Genomic DNA, 16,627 nt, shown 5'->3' on the forward strand with positions numbered 1-16,627 from the left:
ACAGCAAATACTCTTTCAGGATTTTTTACTATTCCGTGGGATTTAGCAGGAATTTTCTTCCATCGGGTAATGTAGCATTTGCCGAAACCTTACATCCATCAATTTGAGGCTCGTAAGTTACTCCATAGGACACTTGAGAGTTTCCCTTTCGGGACACAAACCAATTTTCCATTCCCGTACTTGGAAGGATTTCATTTTGATGATAGCAGGAAATAAAATGGTTTATCGGATTTTCAAGTGTAATTTCAAAATTACGTCCTGCTGCATTTGTTCCTTGAATTCTTCCTAAGGAAGTGAAGCTCGATACGGAGTCATTGGCATAGGTTTTCGTATGGATTAATTTTCCCGAAAAGGTAGAGCTTAACTTATTTTCAGTCTTTTCTGTGATCTCGTTGAATTCTTCCAAAACTTGGAGTGAATCATTGCCGGTAAAGGTTCGGATTCCCTCAATTGTGTTGGTTCTGAACTTATAGGCATCATATTCCATTGTCCATTTTTTAGCAGGACTAAGCAGGGTTGTATCAAATCTGATGATCAACTTACCACTTCTGGCATAAGTACCCGATTGAGTGCACTCTGTACTTGCGGGGAATTGTAAAGTGACTTCTCTTGACTCTTCATTCAAGAAAATATCGGGGCAGCTGGGGAGCTTCACCGATCCGACCGTGCCCATTTGTACATATTCTTCCCATGGAATTAGTGCAAAATACAGGCTTTCGTTCCAAGTGTTTGAAATACTAAACAGCTCAGCCGCCTCTGCAGTCAGGTCTGTTTGAATTATTCTGTCCTCATCTTCATTACAGCCAATCACTATTGGCAATAGAATGACGAGTGCAATAATTAAATTTCTCATTAATATGACAATTAAAAATATTAGATTCGGTTTAGTCTTCTTCCTTCAATTACCAAGCCGAAATACCTATCTTCACAAGCTACGATAAACCGCAAATTTATGACTTTAGCAGAAGGTATGCTCAAACCGGGAGCACTGAAAGGTAAAAATATTATAATAACCGGAGGTGGCACAGGGCTTGGAAGATCGATGGGAGAGTATTTTTTGGAGTTGGGAGCCAACTTGGTGATTACTTCCCGTAAACTCGATGTCTTGAAGGAAACCGCCAAAGAAATGATGGCCGGAAAGGGAGGCAAAGTGGTTGCTTTGGCCTGCGATGTAAGAGAGATAGATCAAGTAGAAGCCATGTGGAAAGATGCTACTGATCAACTGGGACAAATTCATGTGGTGCTGAATAATGCAGCAGGCAATTTTATTAGCCCTACCGAACGGCTTTCTACCAATGCATTTAATACAGTACTGGATATTGTGTTGAAAGGTACTTCTCAAGTGACACTTACTGCAGGTAAAGACTGGATCTCAAAAAAGCAGCCGGGGACTTTTCTTAATATTGTAACTACCTATGCATGGACAGGTTCGGGGTACGTTGTGCCTTCTGCTGCTGCAAAAGCCGGTGTATTGGCAATGACGCGATCACTGGCAGTAGAATGGGCTAAATATGGCATTCGTTCCAACGCAATTGCCCCAGGGCCATTTCCCACTGAGGGGGCCTGGAGCCGACTATTGCCGGGGAGTTTGGTGAAGAAATTTGATCCCGCCAAAAAAGTGCCTTTGGGCAGAGTGGGGGAGCATCAGGAGCTTGCAAATTTGGCAGCTTACCTGGTATCCGATTATTCAGGCTATGTCAACGGAGAAGTCATGACCATAGATGGTGGAGAATGGCTGAAAGGGGCCGGAGAATTTAATAATCTGGATCAGATACCTGAAGAAATGTGGGATATGATGGAAGCTTCAAGAGGAAAAAAAGTATGAGCCCCAACTTGATTTGGGGCTATCTGAAAGCTAAATGGAAAATCAGAAATCTTTGAATTGATTTATAGACCGGACATGCTTGGCTCGTCTGCAAAATCATTCTCCAGTGATATGTTTTTTTGAACGGATTCCTTGATACTTTTCTTAAGCGATTGATCAAGTAACTTAGTTTCATTCCGGATCAACTGGACCAGACGTATGGATTCCATGCTCTGTGGCTCGCTTTCGAGGATTTCCAAAATCCCCAGAATATTTGCGACTCTTGCCCGAAGTGTATGGGACTGTTCAAAAGCAAGTTCTTTAAGGAAATAATGGTGTTCTTTGAGCCATATCTCCTGTTTTTTCCTGTCGGAAATATCCAAGATACATCCCAATATTTTGGTGGGATGCCCTGTATTTGACCACTCAATGGTTTTGCCAAAACCTAACGCCCATATAGTCTGGTTGCTCTTCTGATTGATCCGGAATTCTTTCTTGAAGGGAACATTGCCCGAGGTCTTCAAATGGGTTGCCAAATCGCGAAGAAGAATTTGGAAGTCCTCCGGATGGATATGTTTTCGCCATGAAATAGGAGTGTTCTCTGCCAATTCATCTTGTGTGTATCCCAGCATTTGCCCCAATCCCTGGCTGATTTTATCGCTCTTCTTTGCCAGATCAAACTCCCAAAACCCAAGCAGTTTATCTTCTAAGATACTATCTATAATTTCTCTTCCGTCCTCGTTGGTACTGTCAAAAAAGTCACCCAGACCCAAGTTATAGCCTGTGGCTTGTGCGGGCGAATGGCCTATTCCCCAACATGTTCCGAAGTCTTCTGTAATAAAAAAGAATTCCCATTTCGTATCTACAAAATCACCTTGAGGGTAATTTATTTTCCGAAGGTCTACGGTGAAGGAATTTTGAGCGTTTTTTTCGGCATTGGTACGCCTGCTCTCAAAATCCCCCCAGTCGGAAGCTTCAAAACAGTCTGCGAAACAGACTGTTTTCTCATTATTGCCGAAAAAACCGTGAGTTGGGCCAATTCCCGAATTGGAGGTAATGACCTTTCCAGCTTTGTCTAGGGAGATTTGGAAATAATAATCAGATGCAACCGTAAGGTGGCTTATCGCCTGAATAGCATCGTAGTGGTTCATTATGTAAATCTAATTCATTTTTCCATTTTAATTGTTTAAAGTACATAATTTAACATATGAAATATATTTTAATGTATCTAAAATTATTTTATGAGGCAATGGGACATTAAAAGAGACGTGCAGAGATACAGGTAGCATCAATAGACATATTGGCTTAAAAATATGTTTGAGTAGATCTTTGAATAGCTGTTTGCGGCCTCTGATTCACACTTTGGAAGGGAGTTTTTATATTCTTCCTACGACTCCCCTTTAAGATTTTCACATGCTAGGGGTAGTATGGGAGTAATGCTAAAAAAAGCAAAGAGGCCGCAATTGCGACCTCTTTGCTTTTCATTTGATAATAGTACTAATAGTATATCCGCTTTTCTACCGGTAGAGATCCAAAAGTACCATATGATAGGGTAAACTTAAGAATTGAGGCCGCCTCTGCCTGCCAGCCATGGCTGGTCTTTCGGCCGCCTAAGGGAAGAAAATAATATCACCGGTATCATTGCGGATACTCTTACAATACTATTCTTCGTCCTGCTCTACTGCTGTTACAGGCATTTCGGATACCGGTCTGAAATTGCCTTCAGGCAATTGCTCCGCTACCTCATCCCGCTCAAAAGGGAATACTTCGACAATCGGGCTTTCCACGATATCAGGTACTCTGAAGCTTACCAGCATATTGCCCAGACTTTCCTGAATCCTATCGTAAGCTTCTTTGACGTCATTGGCGGTGACGATCATATATTGAGTGACTTTTTTCTCTTTCCCACTTTCGCCATCTGCGACCATGTAAGATATCTTGCATTTATGCCAGATATCGGCATCTTCATAAAAGAACACATCAACAATATTGCTTTTGCTGATGCCTGTTACTTGGAAGTCTCCCCTAATCTGGGAAGCAAGCCTATCGTAAAGAATTGCCTCTGCTTCGGTAAAGGATACCGCATCCACCAGATATTGCTCCGAAATATTCTTCAGCAATCCTTGTTCATTTTCTTTCGCGTACTTGACTTTGCACAAAAACCAGGTTCTCATATCTATCTATTTGAATTTCGAAGGTAAAATTTATCCTTAGAAGGACAAGAGGATTTCGGTTCAAAGAAATCGCTTAACTCCTATTGTTGCTATTAAGTGGCTGATAGTCAGTTTGATTTATTTGAGCGCAAAATAAGCTTGAAAATTGACGTTGCCAATGACTTCCGGAATTGTGGGGAGTAAAAGAAAAGCAGTAAATTATCCCAAAACCAAATGCATGAGGGATAAAATCTGGTACAGCTTTCCTGTACAATTGTTTTTGCTTCACTTGAGAAAAAACCTAGGTCTTACCCTTATTTGGATAGCGCTGATGGGAGTGATTTTGGAATATTTCGGCGTTGTATTGGGTATTCCGTTTCTTTTCCTTGACCCGGAATACCTGCATCAGGTCTCGTGGGTCAGTTTTTTTTTAATGGGGGTTGGGTTTGCTGTTTTGACCATGGCATTCCATATGTCCACCTATATTATGGACGGTAAGCATTTCCCTTTTTTGGTGATTCTGAATAAACCTTTCATTCATTATTGTGTGAACAATGGGCTTATACCGCTGATTTTTTATGTAGTCTATATTATAAGATTTGTAAGTTTTCAGCTAAACAACAATCCTTCGAGTGATTGGGAGGTATTGTTTTATTTCCTGGGTTTTATTGGTGGAGGAGTGATCACCTACACGGTTATATTTGGATATTTTTCTCTGACGAATAAAGATTTCTTTATTCTTTTTGCCGGGACTGTCGATAAAAGGCTGCGTAAAGTCCGGCTGACCAGAGCGAGTGTGATTAGTCAATACAAGGATTTGAAAACCCAACACTACAAGGTCCTTTATTATCTGAATATCAAGCTTCGTCCTGAGAAAGTACGACCGGATATTTCCAGGTTTGAGGGGACAAAGTTACTGCGGGTTTTTGACCAGAATCACTTGAATCTGTTTATCATCCAGCTTGTCTTAATTCTCTTTGTATTGTTTTTGGGCTTTTTCAAAGAAAATCCGTATCTCCAGTTGCCCGCGGCGATGAGCGCGACACTTTTGTTTGCCATCCTGGTTATGTTGGTAGGGGCGGTGAGTTTTTGGCTTAGAAGATGGTCCACCTTTGCTGTATTCGCTTTTCTGATTTTGGCTAATTATTTCAGTAATTTCAATTTTCTCAATCGTCCTCACGCAGCTTACGGATTGGATTATACCGTTTCCCCGGCTATCTATAGCCTTGCCCGCATGGACTCCCTTTTGGCTCCTGATATTGTAAAAAAGGACAGGGACAATGTGCTGAATATTTTGGATAATTGGAAAGCAAAATTTCCTGATGAGCGTAAACCCAAACTGGTGATGGTGTCCGCAAGTGGGGGAGGGCAGCGGGCGGCACTTTGGACACTCAAAGTTCTACAGAGTATTTATACTATTGAGGATGGGGAGGTCTTAAAACATACGGAGCTGTTTACAGGGGCTTCAGGTGGGGTTTTGGGCGAGGCGTTTTTCAGAGAAATTTATCTAAGATCCCTGACTGACCCTTCTGTAAATCCCCTGGATGAAAAGTATCTTGATCAAATCTCTGCAGACAATCTCAACCCGATTATTTTCACTTTATTGGTAAATGACTTATTGATCCGAAACCAAAATTTCCATTACAATGGGCATAAGTATCTTAAAGACAGAGGGTATGCTTTTGAAAATCAATTGAATAAAAATACGGAGGGAATTCTAGAAAAAACTATTTCAGCATATAAAGAACCGGAATTTACAGGTAGTATTCCTCTGCTTCCCGTTACTACATTGATTACAAATGATGGGAGAAAGCTGGTGATTTCTCCGCACTCTATGTCATTTTTCGGAACATCCATGCTTGGGAAACTGGGCACTGATGAAAAAAAGCAGACTATAGATTTTCTCAGATTTTTTGAAGAACATGACTCCAAGAATCTACGATTCCTTACTGCATTGAGAATGAGTGCCACCTTTCCTTTCATTACTCCTAATATTCAGTTGCCAACTCAGCCTATTATGGAAACTATGGATACAGGCCTGTCGGATAATTTTGGGATTCAGGATGCACTTAGGTTTATGTTTGTGTTTCAGTCATGGATCAATGAAAATACGGGTGGAGTAGTCTTGATTACAATTAGGGACTCTGAGAAAGCAACTGAAATAGCACCTAGTTTTCCTCCTAGAATTTTCGAGAAAATTTTCACTCCGTTGAAGAATATTTATGCTAACTGGGATAATGTACAAACCATACAGAATGAGGTGCTTTTCAATTACATGGCGGAGTCTATGCCTTTCGCACTGGAAAGGATAGAGTTTGAATACGCACCTGATAAGGTGCAGGTAGAGGAATTGACAGAAAGTCAGGAGACTATGCAGCGGGCATCCTTGAATTGGAGATTGACGTCCAGGGAGAAAAAATCAATTCTGGAAAGCATGTACACGCTGAAAAATCAACGTTCCCTGAAGCGGTTGGAAGAGCTTTTCTCCAAAAATCAACCTATTGAAGAAGACAGTGTTCTGATGACTGGAGAAAGTGATTAATAGGCAAATCCCCATTTTTTATAGATAAAGTGCATCAACCATGCAGGGCCGATTAGCAGAAACTGGAGGTCTCTCAGAAAAGTGGGCTTTTTGCCTTCAATCTTATGTCCATAAAACTGCAATACCCAAGACAGCAAAAAAATCCCGAGACTAAACATCCATAGCTTTCCGGGGAAATACAAGTTGATGAAATTAGCCACTGCCAGACAGAGGGCAGAGAAAAGAAACATTCCTAAGGTAAGCGGAGTGGAGAGCATGAGGTAGTAGATCAGCACCAAGGCCAGAACTACCGTGGCCCAATTGGCAAAATTGCCTAGGAAAGGCATCAACTCCGGGAGTGGACCGGGAGGGATGCTGAAAATCAGGCCCACAATACTAAAGAAAATTGCAGGTACACAGAACCAGTGGATGAGCTTGTTTGTCATGTTTTGGTGGCTCAGCCCATATTCTTGGAATAACAAGTCAATTTTTCTCATGGTATTTTGGGATTATATCTCTTAAATTTATTTAAAATACTAAATCTATTTTAATTCCTATTTCTAAAATTCGAAATGTTCAGTTATTGGGAGAAAAAGCACTTTTTCCATTACGATCTTATTGTGGTAGGATCGGGCTTTGTGGGACTTTCCTCAGCTATCCATTTTAAGGAAAAATTTCCCAAGGCAAGCGTCCTTGTTTTGGAGAGGGGAGTTTTTCCAACTGGGGCTAGCACCAAAAACGCGGGTTTTGCATGCATTGGGAGTTTGACGGAGATTTTAGATGATTTCTGGCACATGACTCATGCTGAGGTTTTAGCACTGGTAGAGCGTCGATACAAGGGCTTGAAGTCAATAAGAAAGCAGTTTGGGGAGAAAAATCTGGGGTATGCCCACACGAACGGATACGAACTTTTGGATGAAGAAATGCTAAGAGCATTGGAACAACTGCCCGGGGTAAATAAACTTCTCAGACCTTTATTCAAAGAAGACGTTTTTTCTCAGGTCAAGAATCCGGAGAAAATGGGTTTTGCCAATCAGATCAAAGCAGTTGTCAAGAATAAATTCGAGGGAGAACTGGATCCGGGCTTGTACATGACTTCACTTTGGAGACTTGCGCAGTCTGTAGGAATACGGATATTAACGGGTGTTACTGTGTGTGAAGTGTCACAAGATGAAGGAATAGTCTTGGGTGAAGATGGTGCTGGGGAAGGGGAAGTGAATTTAGAGTTCAAGGCAAAGAAAATTGCTATTTGTACCAATGCATTCACCGAGAAATTATGGCAGGATTCAGCTATTCAGCCAGGCAGAGGATTGATCCTTTTGTCTAAGCCGCTGGACTTCAAAATTCCCTGGAAAGGGACATTCCATATGGATAAGGGCTACGTCTATTTTCGACAGATTGACGGGAGGCTGCTTCTGGGAGGTGCGAGGAATGTGGATTTTGAAGGAGAAAAAAGCATGGAGTTTAAGGTGAATCCCAAAATAAAATCTCACTTAGAGACACTGGCAAAAGAGGTGATTTTTCCTAACAAACCCATTGTATGGGATACTGAATGGACTGGGATTATGGCTTTTGGCAAAATAAAATCTCCTCTTATCAGGCAGGTGGGAGTTAAAACCGTGGTAGCTGTACGGCTTGGCGGAATGGGAGTGGCAATAGGTTGGCAAGTAGGGAAGGAGCTTTCGATACTTTTATCCAAGATGTAATTAATATTTTTTCATTAGATTCAAGTCCTTAACTCACCAAGCCCGTTTAATGCAAGGATTTAACCGTACTCCAAAAGTTTCTGACGCACTGATTCCGCTGGTTTTTTTGATCGTACTTTTGGTATTGAATATACAAGTGTTTGGCACAGATGGTCTTTCTGGCTCCAATCAGTTTGTACTTGTCCTTTCCTCTATGGTCGCTGCTTTGGTGGCAATATTTCGTTTAGGATTTAATTGGGAAACACTGCAAGATGGGATTATTAAAAGCATCAGTGCGGCGATGTCCAGTATTCTGATTCTATTTCTAATTGGGGCTCTTGCAGGAACTTGGTTGCTAAGCGGCATAGTACCGGCTATGATATATTATGGGCTTCAGATCCTTAACCCGACGATATTCTTGGTGGCGGCATGTATAGTCAGTGCCATCGTTTCAGTGGCTACAGGTAGTAGCTGGACCACCGTTGCGACGGTGGGTGTTGCTTTATTGGGTATAGGAAAGGCATTGGGTTTTGAAGAAGGGATAATAGCGGGAGCGATTATTTCCGGAGCATATTTCGGGGATAAAATGTCACCCCTTTCTGATACAACTAATCTTGCGCCCGCCATGGCAGGTACGGACTTGTTCACTCATATTCGTTACATGGCGAAGACTACAGTTCCCTCGATTTCTATTTCACTTATCATTTTTGTAGTGATCGGTATGAATTATGAGACAAATGGCACTGTAAATGATGTGCAGGTTATTTCAGATGTAATATCGGAAAAATTCAATGTGACGGGATGGCTATTTATTGTTCCGATACTAGTCATTGTGATGATTGTGAGAAAAGTTCCTGCAATTCCTGCTTTACTTACAGGAGCTCTTTTGGGAGGGCTTTTCGCGCTGATTTTCCAGCCGGAGATTATCAGACTCATCGCTGATGAAAATGCATCCTATGCTTACCAGAGTTTCAAGGCTGTAATGATGTCTCTTTATGGAGAAATCAGCATTTCTACTACCAATGACGTAGTCAATGAACTGCTCGTCACCAGTGGTATGGGAGGGATGATGAATACGATTTGGCTGATCATTGCTGCGATGGTTTTCGGTGGTATTATGGAAGAAAGCGGTATGCTCAGAGTTCTTGCAGAAGCGGTGATTCAGAAGGTACATAGCATTGGTTCATTGATCGCATCCACTGTCGCTACCTGTGTGTTCTTTAATATTACTACTTCAGATCAGTATTTGGCTATTCTGGTTCCTGGTAGAATGTATGCCGATGTGTATAAAAAGCGGGGATTGGCACCCGAAAATCTCAGTAGAACTTTAGAGGATTCAGGAACAGTGACTTCAGTTTTGGTTCCTTGGAATACTTGTGGAGCTACACAGGCTTCCGTGTTGGGTGTGGCTACATTGACGTACGCACCGTATTGTTTTTTTAATATTATTAGTCCCTTTATGACCATCCTATATGGTTATTTCAAAATTGGGATCACCTATTACGATGATGTAGAAGAAGAAAAGTTGGTATGATTCCATTTAAGATTACAAAAGAAGAAGTAAACGCCCTTCCACTGGGACAGTTTGAGGGCGAAATGTTTTTAATAGACAAGCTTGAAGAAGTAGAAGAGGTTGCGGAGTTTCTTGTGCAGCAGCGAGTGATTGGGTTTGATACAGAGACTAAGCCCGCTTTTCAAAAAGGGGTGATCAATCAAGTGTCATTGCTTCAGCTTTCTACATCCACACAAGCTTTTCTCTTTCGGTTGAATAAAATCGGTTTTCCCGATTCTATTCGGAATATTCTTGAAAAAGAGAGTATCGTGAAAGTCGGCGCTGCAGTCCATGATGATATCAAAGGACTGGCAAAGCTTACCGATTCATTTTATGCCAATTCTTTTTTCGATCTGAATGATGAACTGAAAAGAGTAGGGTTTGTGAATATTGGTGTGCGCAATCTTTGCGCTATGGTTCTTGGAATACGTATTTCCAAGTCTGAGCAAGTTTCTAACTGGGAAGCGGAAACGCTTACCGTCAAGCAGCAGCGCTATGCCGCCACTGACGCTTGGGGATGTCTGGAAATCTTCAAAAAACTGAGAACTGAGGGCTATTTGGATGAATTGTTTAAGGGCTAATCAGCTGTAAGCCTTCAATTTCCTCAAGGGAATTTACGATTAGCTCTTGAAGTCCTTTCCTGAATTCCAGCATCATTTGGCAATCCAGCGCCATTTCCTGAGCAATAATCTGTAAATCATGTGTCTTGATGAGTTTCATTACGTCATTCATCACGGGATATGGGAAGTGAATTTCCACTGAGGCTTTCACCTGCTCTTCTACGATTTCATTTTCTTCTATTGCCAGAGCTGCGGAGGTTTTATAGGCTTGGATCAATCCACCTATTCCAAGCTTCGTTCCACCAAAATAGCGGACCACTACAATAAGTATATTAGTCAGGTTATTGGATCTAATCTGACCCAAAATAGGATCGCCTGCTGAGTGATTTGGCTCTCCATCATCGTTGGCTCTAAACCGCTCTCCATCTTTTCCCAGCGCCCATGCAAAGCAATGATGTCTGGCATCAAAGTACTTTTTTCTTAGATCACTGAGATGGATCTTGATCTCGTCTTCATTCTTCACAGGGAAAGAATAATAGTGGAATTTACTGCTCCTATCTTTGTAAAGACCTTCGCTGGTTCTGGAAACTGTGAAAAATGTATCTTCGAAATCTGACTCTTTGTCCAAGTCCAACATGAATTTGGTAGCGTTGATGAAAAGCAAAATTAGAATTTTAACAAATAGGTAACAGTTTATCCATTCGAATTATCTTAATTTTAGCTAGAGGAAATTAGTAGAAATGCGTGAATCAATTATTGCACAAGTGCCGTATCAATTTACCCTACCGGGAAATTTCGGAGGAACAGGAAATCTCCACTTTTGGGAGAATTTAGACCTTTTTCCGGAAGGGATTCAGCGGTGCTTTTGGATTTCAAATGTACAGGAGGGGGAGACAAGGGGTAACCATGCCCACTGGAAAGAATCCCAAGTCATCGTGGCAGTGGCAGGAAAAATACAATTGGAAATTCATTCTTCGGAGGGAAGAGTTTTTGAATTCGAACTTGATTCACCCGGGCAAGGAGTTTTTATTCCTCCTCTAAATTGGTTAGTTGCCAGATTTGCACCCAATTCCGTATTGCTCGGAATGTCTGATCGGGCTTTTTCGGAAGATGATTATATCAGAGACTTAGATTATTTTGGAAAGCTACAAAAAAGAAATAAGTGAATCCCATCAGCTTCGGGTGATTTCAGCCTTGAAAGAGGATAAGGATTATTTTTTGAGCAATTTCCCATGCGATTCATATCAGGATCAGCTGGATTTTATTTGGGAGAAAACACAAAAAAACAAAGCCAGAATCACATTTGCAATTTCATTGAAAGGGGAGGCTGTCTCACTTCCACAGGCACCTTTTGGGGGGCTATGGATAAATGACAGTTTAAGCTCTGCTTCACTGGAGGCATTTATATTGGCAGTAATCGATGAATTAAATCATCGTGGCATTCACTCAGTATCGATTACCCAATCTCCTAAGCCTTACGAGCCTCATGTTGACTTGATCTGTTACCTACTGTTTAAATCCGGTTTTGAGCAGAAGAAAATACTAAGTCACCATTTTTTTATAGGTAAGAAAAAGATCAAGAAACTTGCACAAAAGGAGTCTTTGAAGATCCAGAAGAAAAGTAGGGATTCAGGTCTGAAGACCAGCCATTCCTCTATTTCCAACTTTGGTTTTTTGAAGGAAATCAGAGCCTGGAATGCCCAAAAAGGATATGAAATTGTGATTGATGAAAATAGAATTGTACAGCAAGTATCAGAATATCCCGATAGGTATTTTTTGATCACTGTGAGCAAGGGAGGCATTGCGGTCGGGTATTCTCTCGGAGTGAAGCTTACGGGCAATTCGCTTTACTATTTCCTATCGGCCATCAATCCGAAAATCCCTGTGAAAAATGGGGGAGAGCTTATTTTGAATGAGCTTTTCCAGCTAGCAGTGGAGCAAAAAGTGGATTTTATAGATCTTGGTTCATCTGATCTCGAAGAGGGTGCAAATCATAGCTTAATGTTTTTCAAGTCACGTTTTTCAAATGATATTTGCAACAAGATCACTTGGGTGAAGAAGCTCTAGCATGAATTCTACCGACCGGGTTACCGTTGTTTGCATTGCCTTCAATCATGAAAAATGGATTGAAAAAGCATTGGTCAGTGTGCTGCTACAGGATTATCAGCATAAAGAATTAATCATTGTAGACAATGGAAGCGAAGATCAAACTCCTGATCTCATTAAGGAATGGATGAGGGATAATTCGGAAAAGCTTTCTGTCAAAGCTATTTATAAAAGTAAGTCTGAGCCCTATTGCCGGTTGTTTAATGAGATTCTCAATCAGGTGGATAGTAGATTTGTAGTAGATCTATCAGGAGATGATTTTCTCTATGCCCATCATCTGTCGTTTTCGATTGACAGGCTTCATCAAAATCCCGATGCGGCTTTTGTATTCTCCGATGCTGTTATTTTGGATGAATTAGGAAATGAAAGACCCTATTATACCCGTGAAGATTATGGGAACCTGCAAGAGAAAATCTTGGCGGGTGATTTATATGAAACACTGATTAGGCGAAGTTATATTTCAGCTCCTTCGGTAGTTTTCAATACCGGTATTCTCAAGCAAGTAGGAGGATATGATGCTTCATTACACTATGAAGATTTTGATATTCAACTCCGATTGGCAAGAAATTATCCGCTGGCATTTTCAGAGCATATTGGTGTTTTGAAGAGAAAGCATGCAAACTCTCTATCGGCTAGTCAATATAGGCGCTACCATTCTGAGATGCTTTCGAGCACACTTCGGATTTGCGAAAAAATCAGGAGAATGAACAAAAATCCAAAGGAAAACGCTGCACTTTCAGAGCGTGTTCTACATGAACTGAAGCATGCCTTATGGTCGGCAAATTTTCAGATAGCAAAAGATTTCGTTAAATTAGGTAATGATCTGAATATGAATGGATTGGAGTTTGGTTTATATAAGGTTTGGCTTTTTTTTCGGTTGGATTTTTCCTGGCTTTATGCCAACGTGACCTGATTAGCCTACGACTACTTCTATAAATGGAGGTGACGCAAAGTATTTTTGCCCTATGGCAAGCATGTCTTTTGCCGTAAATATCTTCAGGTAGGCCAATTTCTCTGTGTAATAATCGAAATCCGTCCCTGAATGGTGTGCTGATTTGAACCTATCAATCAAATCAAATGCAGTGCTGAATTGTTTTAGCATCTGGCCAATCAAATAGTTTCTGACCACTTCAAGTTCATCAGCAGAGATTTCCTCTTGGGTCAAGAGGTGAATTTCATGGTAAATTTCCTTGATTACTGAAGGATAAAACTCTTTTTGAACATCAGCAGCTATGACCCAATAATTAGAGTCACCTATTTCTGTGAGAGAGGAATATATCCCGTAGGTGTGCCCTTTGTCTTCTCGGATATTCTTGATGAGACGAGAGCCAAAATATCCCCCTAGGATAGTGTTGAAGATACTGAGCGCAATAAAGTCAGGATGGGATTTTGGGATGGACCAGCTGCCTATGCGGATACTGCTTTGAACTGATTTTTCTTTTGGCTCAGTTACTGCCAAAAGTGTATTTATTTTGGGTAAAGGTGCTGATTCTGATACGAGTCTATTAGGCAATTGACCGAATTGTAAACAGAGATTTTCCAATTCGGTGGAGTCGAAATTTCCGGTAACGAAAACTTCCAAATCTTGCCAAAGCATCGTCTCATAATAGGAGATCAACTGGTCTCTTTTGACTGCATCAACATGAGCTTTCTCGATTTCTGCCCCGTACGGATGACCGGCTCCGAAGAGGCATTCTCTAAAAACTTGGTCTGCTCTGGAAGATGTCTTTTCTTTTTCAAGCTGTATACTGAGTTTTCGCTGGGATTTCCGTTTTTCCAACATGTCTTCAGGAAAAGTGGCCTCAGTAAATAAGGAGATAAAAACTTCTAATACAGTAGTAAGATGTTTTTTAGTGGATAAAAGTCCAAGTCCTTCGTGAGAGAAAGTCAAGTATGGATAAGCTTCCACCGCATAAAAGTCAAAGAATTCGGCGATTTCACCTGCATCTTTTTGTTTTGTTCCTTCCTGTAGCATTTGAAGGGTGAAGGAAGATATAAGTGTGTGGTCGAGCGGAAGAGAGGCACGTTGACCTCTGCAGAGCACATCGATCTTGACGGCGTCCAAACCAGGTGTAGGAATGTAAAAGAACTTTGCTCCATTTGAAAGCTTGAATTCAGAAGGAGGCAATAGTTCAAAATCCTCAGGAACATTGAATTCCGGAGCCATTGACCTGTTTAAAATCATGTCGAATTAGGGGATATTATACATCAAAGAGAACCGTAAAGTCTCTGCGAGTGGGTGATTTTGTTTTTGGGGAACTAAATAGGAGAAGTCGAATCCAAGCCTTTGCAGATCTAAACCAACTCCCATGGTAAAATATTTTCTTCCTCCTTTGCTGGGGTTTTCATAAAAATAACCTGTGCGAAGAGCAAGTTTATCATCATAGCTGTATTCCACACCGACGGAGATCATTACTTCCCGCAGTTCTTCAGAAAATCCCCCGGGAGCATCGCCAAAAGAGCCGAACATACCGGAAAGTAGCGGGCGATTGGGGTCTTTTCCATTACCTGGTTCTATGATAAGGTTACCGTTCTCATCTGTCTTCAGAGTCCCATCTTCATTGGTCGCGTAGATCGGAGGAGTAGGAACGAGTAATTTGTTGAGATCCAAAGCAAATGTAAGAGAATTCACTTGGTCCAAGTCAATGGCGTAAGCCATTCCTATTTTAAAATTTGTAGGAATATAATCCAGATCATCTGCTGAATTGTACGTTATTTTTGGTCCAATATTAGAGATGCTGACTCCCCAAGAGAAGTTTGCATCCTTCATCCCTGCGTATACAGGTTTGGTATAGAAAAGGCCTATATCTGTCCCAACGCTAATTCCCGGCTTTGCTTCACTACCGCCTACCGAAGAGATATTTCCCGAAAGATTAGAGTGTATGAATCGTGCGGAGATACCCAGTCCCAGATAGGAGGAAAGTTGTCTGGAATAGGTTCCGCCTATTGCAATGTCGCGCGGGTTAAATTCCCCCAACGAATTTCCTCTTCCATCAGTCAACTGAATGTCGCCCATATTAAAGTAGCGGAGATCAAAACCAAAGGCTGAAACTTCGTCAATTTTGAAAAATCCGGTGAGATAACTCAAGGACATATCGTTGACCAGCTTCCCCAGCCAGGGGGAATAAGAGAGGGAAAAGCCCATTCTATCTTCTACGAAGGCAAGCTTTCCTGCATTCCAATGCGCCGAACTTGCATCGGGTGAGGTTGCTACACCGGCATCTCCCATGCCGGAATGCCTGGAGTCAGGGGCGAAATTTAAAAATGGTACAGCGGTAGTGATTACTCTTCGATTCTCATCCTGACCGGAGATAACAGCGCTGTTCTGCCCATAAGCAGATAAAGTAGCCAGGGTAAAAACCGCTATGAGTAAGTTTTTCCTATTTAATGTGGCTATTTTTTTCATTTAATCACGATTAGTCCGCTCACTGAATATGTTGAATTATCAAGTTTTGACTGAAGCGTTAAGTTGTAAATATAAGTCCCTTTTACTGGATATTTGGTTTGGTTTTGTAAAAAAACCAAGAGAAATCCCCAATGTGGGCATCAGCTTTGACTAAACGCTCCCTTTCTATAATTAGTGTCTTTCCTATGGTTTGTTAAACAGCAAGTGTAAGTATCAAATTTTTCTCTGAATGATTATGCTCAAACTCGAAATAACTTTCAATTTGAGTAGAAGTTGGGTAAGGCTTGCGGGTTAGTATCTGCAATCTACCACTTCCTTTTACTCTTATCTCTTGAGAGAACACACTCTTATTCCCCAAGTTATCCCAAGCACTTACTAGTTACCAAATTCTTATCTTCTTTTAATCCAATTAGTCTGAAATTCACTTTTCCAGATATAAAAGAACAGTTTTTTGCTATGGGGTAGCTATATAATTGGACTAACTCTCCACTATTGTGCAGGAAGGTCAAGTTTTCGGATACTAGTAAGCCTGAAACATTTATTTCATTCAAATCAGAGAAAGTTGCCTCCATGGCGATCCATCCCATTTCATTAAGCTAACCACTGTGAGGGGAGATGAATTCGAGCCTGCCTGAGGCCAGACAGGCATGATCCCGTACCTACGGGATCACACACTGGAATGATTATAATGCATGCGAGATTCTCCCGATGAAAAATCGGGACAGGCTATCTGACCATTAAAAATCAAAATATAAACAGATGAAATACCCATGACGGGCGGACGACACACAGGGGAATGATTATATCCCAGCATCAATCCTTCTCGTAAAAATCAATCGG

The 16,627-nt window shown here is 41.2% G+C and carries 15 protein-coding genes; 8 read left to right on the top strand and 7 right to left on the bottom strand.

Going from position 1 to position 16,627, the window contains the following annotated elements:
* Window positions 1-28 precede the first annotated feature (28 nt).
* On the bottom strand, window positions 29-853 hold the full coding sequence (locus tag J2X69_RS08855) for a hypothetical protein (protein WP_310101706.1): 825 nt from the start codon (window positions 851-853) through the stop codon (window positions 29-31).
* Between the two features lie 99 nt (window positions 854-952).
* Between J2X69_RS08855 and J2X69_RS08860 the strand changes: the two genes are divergently transcribed.
* A complete protein-coding gene (locus J2X69_RS08860) occupies window positions 953-1,825 on the top strand; it encodes an SDR family oxidoreductase (protein ID WP_310101709.1) in 873 nt (290 codons plus the stop codon).
* 62 nt (window positions 1,826-1,887) lie between these two features.
* On the opposite strand, the gene J2X69_RS08865 is transcribed toward J2X69_RS08860, so the two are convergent.
* Window positions 1,888-2,955, bottom strand: coding sequence for a PAS domain-containing protein (locus J2X69_RS08865; RefSeq protein ID WP_310101713.1), 1,068 nt, complete (start codon window positions 2,953-2,955; stop codon window positions 1,888-1,890).
* A 510-nt stretch (window positions 2,956-3,465) separates the two neighbouring features.
* Entirely contained in the window at window positions 3,466-3,978 is a 513-nt protein-coding gene (locus J2X69_RS08870) for a DUF4494 domain-containing protein (RefSeq protein WP_310101716.1), read from the bottom strand.
* A gap of 217 nt (window positions 3,979-4,195) precedes the next feature.
* Between J2X69_RS08870 and J2X69_RS08875 the strand changes: the two genes are divergently transcribed.
* Window positions 4,196-6,499, top strand: a complete 2,304-nt coding sequence (locus tag J2X69_RS08875; RefSeq protein WP_310101719.1) for a patatin-like phospholipase family protein — start codon at window positions 4,196-4,198, stop codon at window positions 6,497-6,499.
* Here the strand turns inward: J2X69_RS08875 and J2X69_RS08880 are convergent.
* Window positions 6,496-6,975, bottom strand: a complete 480-nt coding sequence (locus J2X69_RS08880) for an Mpo1-like protein (RefSeq protein ID WP_310101721.1) — start codon at window positions 6,973-6,975, stop codon at window positions 6,496-6,498. The two genes, J2X69_RS08875 and J2X69_RS08880, sit on opposite strands and share 4 nt — an antisense overlap.
* 75 nt (window positions 6,976-7,050) lie before the next feature.
* Here J2X69_RS08880 and J2X69_RS08885 point away from each other — a divergent pair, with 75 nt between their 5' ends.
* From J2X69_RS08885 to J2X69_RS08895, 3 genes are read left to right on the top strand one after another with little or no spacing between them, the layout of a single operon-like run.
* Window positions 7,051-8,184 carry an FAD-dependent oxidoreductase gene (locus tag J2X69_RS08885; RefSeq protein WP_310101724.1) on the top strand — a complete coding sequence of 378 codons (1,134 nt, stop codon included), beginning with the start codon at window positions 7,051-7,053 and terminating at the stop codon, window positions 8,182-8,184.
* Between the two features lie 49 nt (window positions 8,185-8,233).
* A complete protein-coding gene (gene nhaC / locus J2X69_RS08890; protein WP_310101727.1) occupies window positions 8,234-9,697 on the top strand; it encodes a Na+/H+ antiporter NhaC in 1,464 nt (487 codons plus the stop codon).
* The gene (locus tag J2X69_RS08895) at window positions 9,694-10,296 is read left to right on the top strand and encodes a 3'-5' exonuclease (RefSeq protein WP_310101730.1); all 603 of its coding nucleotides are present in this window, start codon (window positions 9,694-9,696) and stop codon (window positions 10,294-10,296) included. The genes nhaC and J2X69_RS08895 overlap by 4 nt, the downstream gene beginning before the upstream one ends.
* Here J2X69_RS08895 and J2X69_RS08900 read toward each other — a convergent pair.
* The gene (locus tag J2X69_RS08900) at window positions 10,286-10,939 is read right to left on the bottom strand and encodes a YigZ family protein (RefSeq protein WP_310101733.1); all 654 of its coding nucleotides are present in this window, start codon (window positions 10,937-10,939) and stop codon (window positions 10,286-10,288) included. The genes J2X69_RS08895 and J2X69_RS08900 overlap by 11 nt on opposite strands.
* Before the next feature lie 76 nt (window positions 10,940-11,015).
* Between J2X69_RS08900 and J2X69_RS08905 the strand changes: the two genes are divergently transcribed.
* Genes J2X69_RS08905 through J2X69_RS08915 form a run of 3 tightly spaced genes read left to right on the top strand, consistent with a single transcriptional unit; the run spans window position 11,016 to window position 13,294 of the window.
* On the top strand, window positions 11,016-11,441 hold the full coding sequence (locus J2X69_RS08905; RefSeq protein WP_310101737.1) for an FdtA/QdtA family cupin domain-containing protein: 426 nt from the start codon (window positions 11,016-11,018) through the stop codon (window positions 11,439-11,441).
* Window positions 11,413-12,342: a hypothetical protein gene (locus J2X69_RS08910; protein WP_310101741.1), complete on the top strand. Its 930-nt coding sequence runs from the start codon at window positions 11,413-11,415 to the stop codon at window positions 12,340-12,342. Before J2X69_RS08905 ends, J2X69_RS08910 begins: the two co-directional genes overlap by 29 nt.
* 1 nt (window position 12,343) lies before the next feature.
* Window positions 12,344-13,294, top strand: coding sequence for a glycosyltransferase (locus J2X69_RS08915; protein ID WP_310101744.1), 951 nt, complete (start codon window positions 12,344-12,346; stop codon window positions 13,292-13,294).
* Here the strand turns inward: J2X69_RS08915 and J2X69_RS08920 are convergent, their stop codons facing one another.
* The gene (locus J2X69_RS08920) at window positions 13,295-14,566 is read right to left on the bottom strand and encodes a pitrilysin family protein (RefSeq protein ID WP_310101747.1); all 1,272 of its coding nucleotides are present in this window, start codon (window positions 14,564-14,566) and stop codon (window positions 13,295-13,297) included.
* A gap of 6 nt (window positions 14,567-14,572) precedes the next feature.
* The gene (gene porV / locus J2X69_RS08925; protein ID WP_310101750.1) at window positions 14,573-15,787 is read right to left on the bottom strand and encodes a type IX secretion system outer membrane channel protein PorV; all 1,215 of its coding nucleotides are present in this window, start codon (window positions 15,785-15,787) and stop codon (window positions 14,573-14,575) included.
* Window positions 15,788-16,627: the final 840 nt, after the last annotated feature.

This window comes from Algoriphagus sp. 4150, assembly GCF_031457395.1.
Classification (GTDB): Bacteria; Bacteroidota; Bacteroidia; order Cytophagales; family Cyclobacteriaceae; genus Algoriphagus.

Excerpts from the sequence above, each read along its gene's own strand:
- J2X69_RS08855 (WP_310101706.1), bottom strand. The coding sequence starts at position 853 with ATGAGAAATTTAATTATTGCACTCGTCATTCTATTGCCAATAGTGATT.
- J2X69_RS08860 (WP_310101709.1), top strand. The coding sequence starts at position 953 with ATGACTTTAGCAGAAGGTATGCTCAAACCGGGAGCACTGAAAGGTAAA.
- J2X69_RS08865 (WP_310101713.1), bottom strand. The coding sequence starts at position 2,955 with ATGAACCACTACGATGCTATTCAGGCGATAAGCCACCTTACGGTTGCA.
- J2X69_RS08870 (WP_310101716.1), bottom strand. The coding sequence starts at position 3,978 with ATGAGAACCTGGTTTTTGTGCAAAGTCAAGTACGCGAAAGAAAATGAA.
- J2X69_RS08875 (WP_310101719.1), top strand. The coding sequence starts at position 4,196 with ATGAGGGATAAAATCTGGTACAGCTTTCCTGTACAATTGTTTTTGCTT.
- J2X69_RS08880 (WP_310101721.1), bottom strand. The coding sequence starts at position 6,975 with ATGAGAAAAATTGACTTGTTATTCCAAGAATATGGGCTGAGCCACCAA.
- J2X69_RS08885 (WP_310101724.1), top strand. The coding sequence starts at position 7,051 with ATGTTCAGTTATTGGGAGAAAAAGCACTTTTTCCATTACGATCTTATT.
- nhaC (WP_310101727.1), top strand. The coding sequence starts at position 8,234 with ATGCAAGGATTTAACCGTACTCCAAAAGTTTCTGACGCACTGATTCCG.
- J2X69_RS08895 (WP_310101730.1), top strand. The coding sequence starts at position 9,694 with ATGATTCCATTTAAGATTACAAAAGAAGAAGTAAACGCCCTTCCACTG.
- J2X69_RS08905 (WP_310101737.1), top strand. The coding sequence starts at position 11,016 with ATGCGTGAATCAATTATTGCACAAGTGCCGTATCAATTTACCCTACCG.
- J2X69_RS08915 (WP_310101744.1), top strand. The coding sequence starts at position 12,344 with ATGAATTCTACCGACCGGGTTACCGTTGTTTGCATTGCCTTCAATCAT.
- J2X69_RS08920 (WP_310101747.1), bottom strand. The coding sequence starts at position 14,566 with ATGATTTTAAACAGGTCAATGGCTCCGGAATTCAATGTTCCTGAGGAT.
- porV (WP_310101750.1), bottom strand. The coding sequence starts at position 15,787 with ATGAAAAAAATAGCCACATTAAATAGGAAAAACTTACTCATAGCGGTT.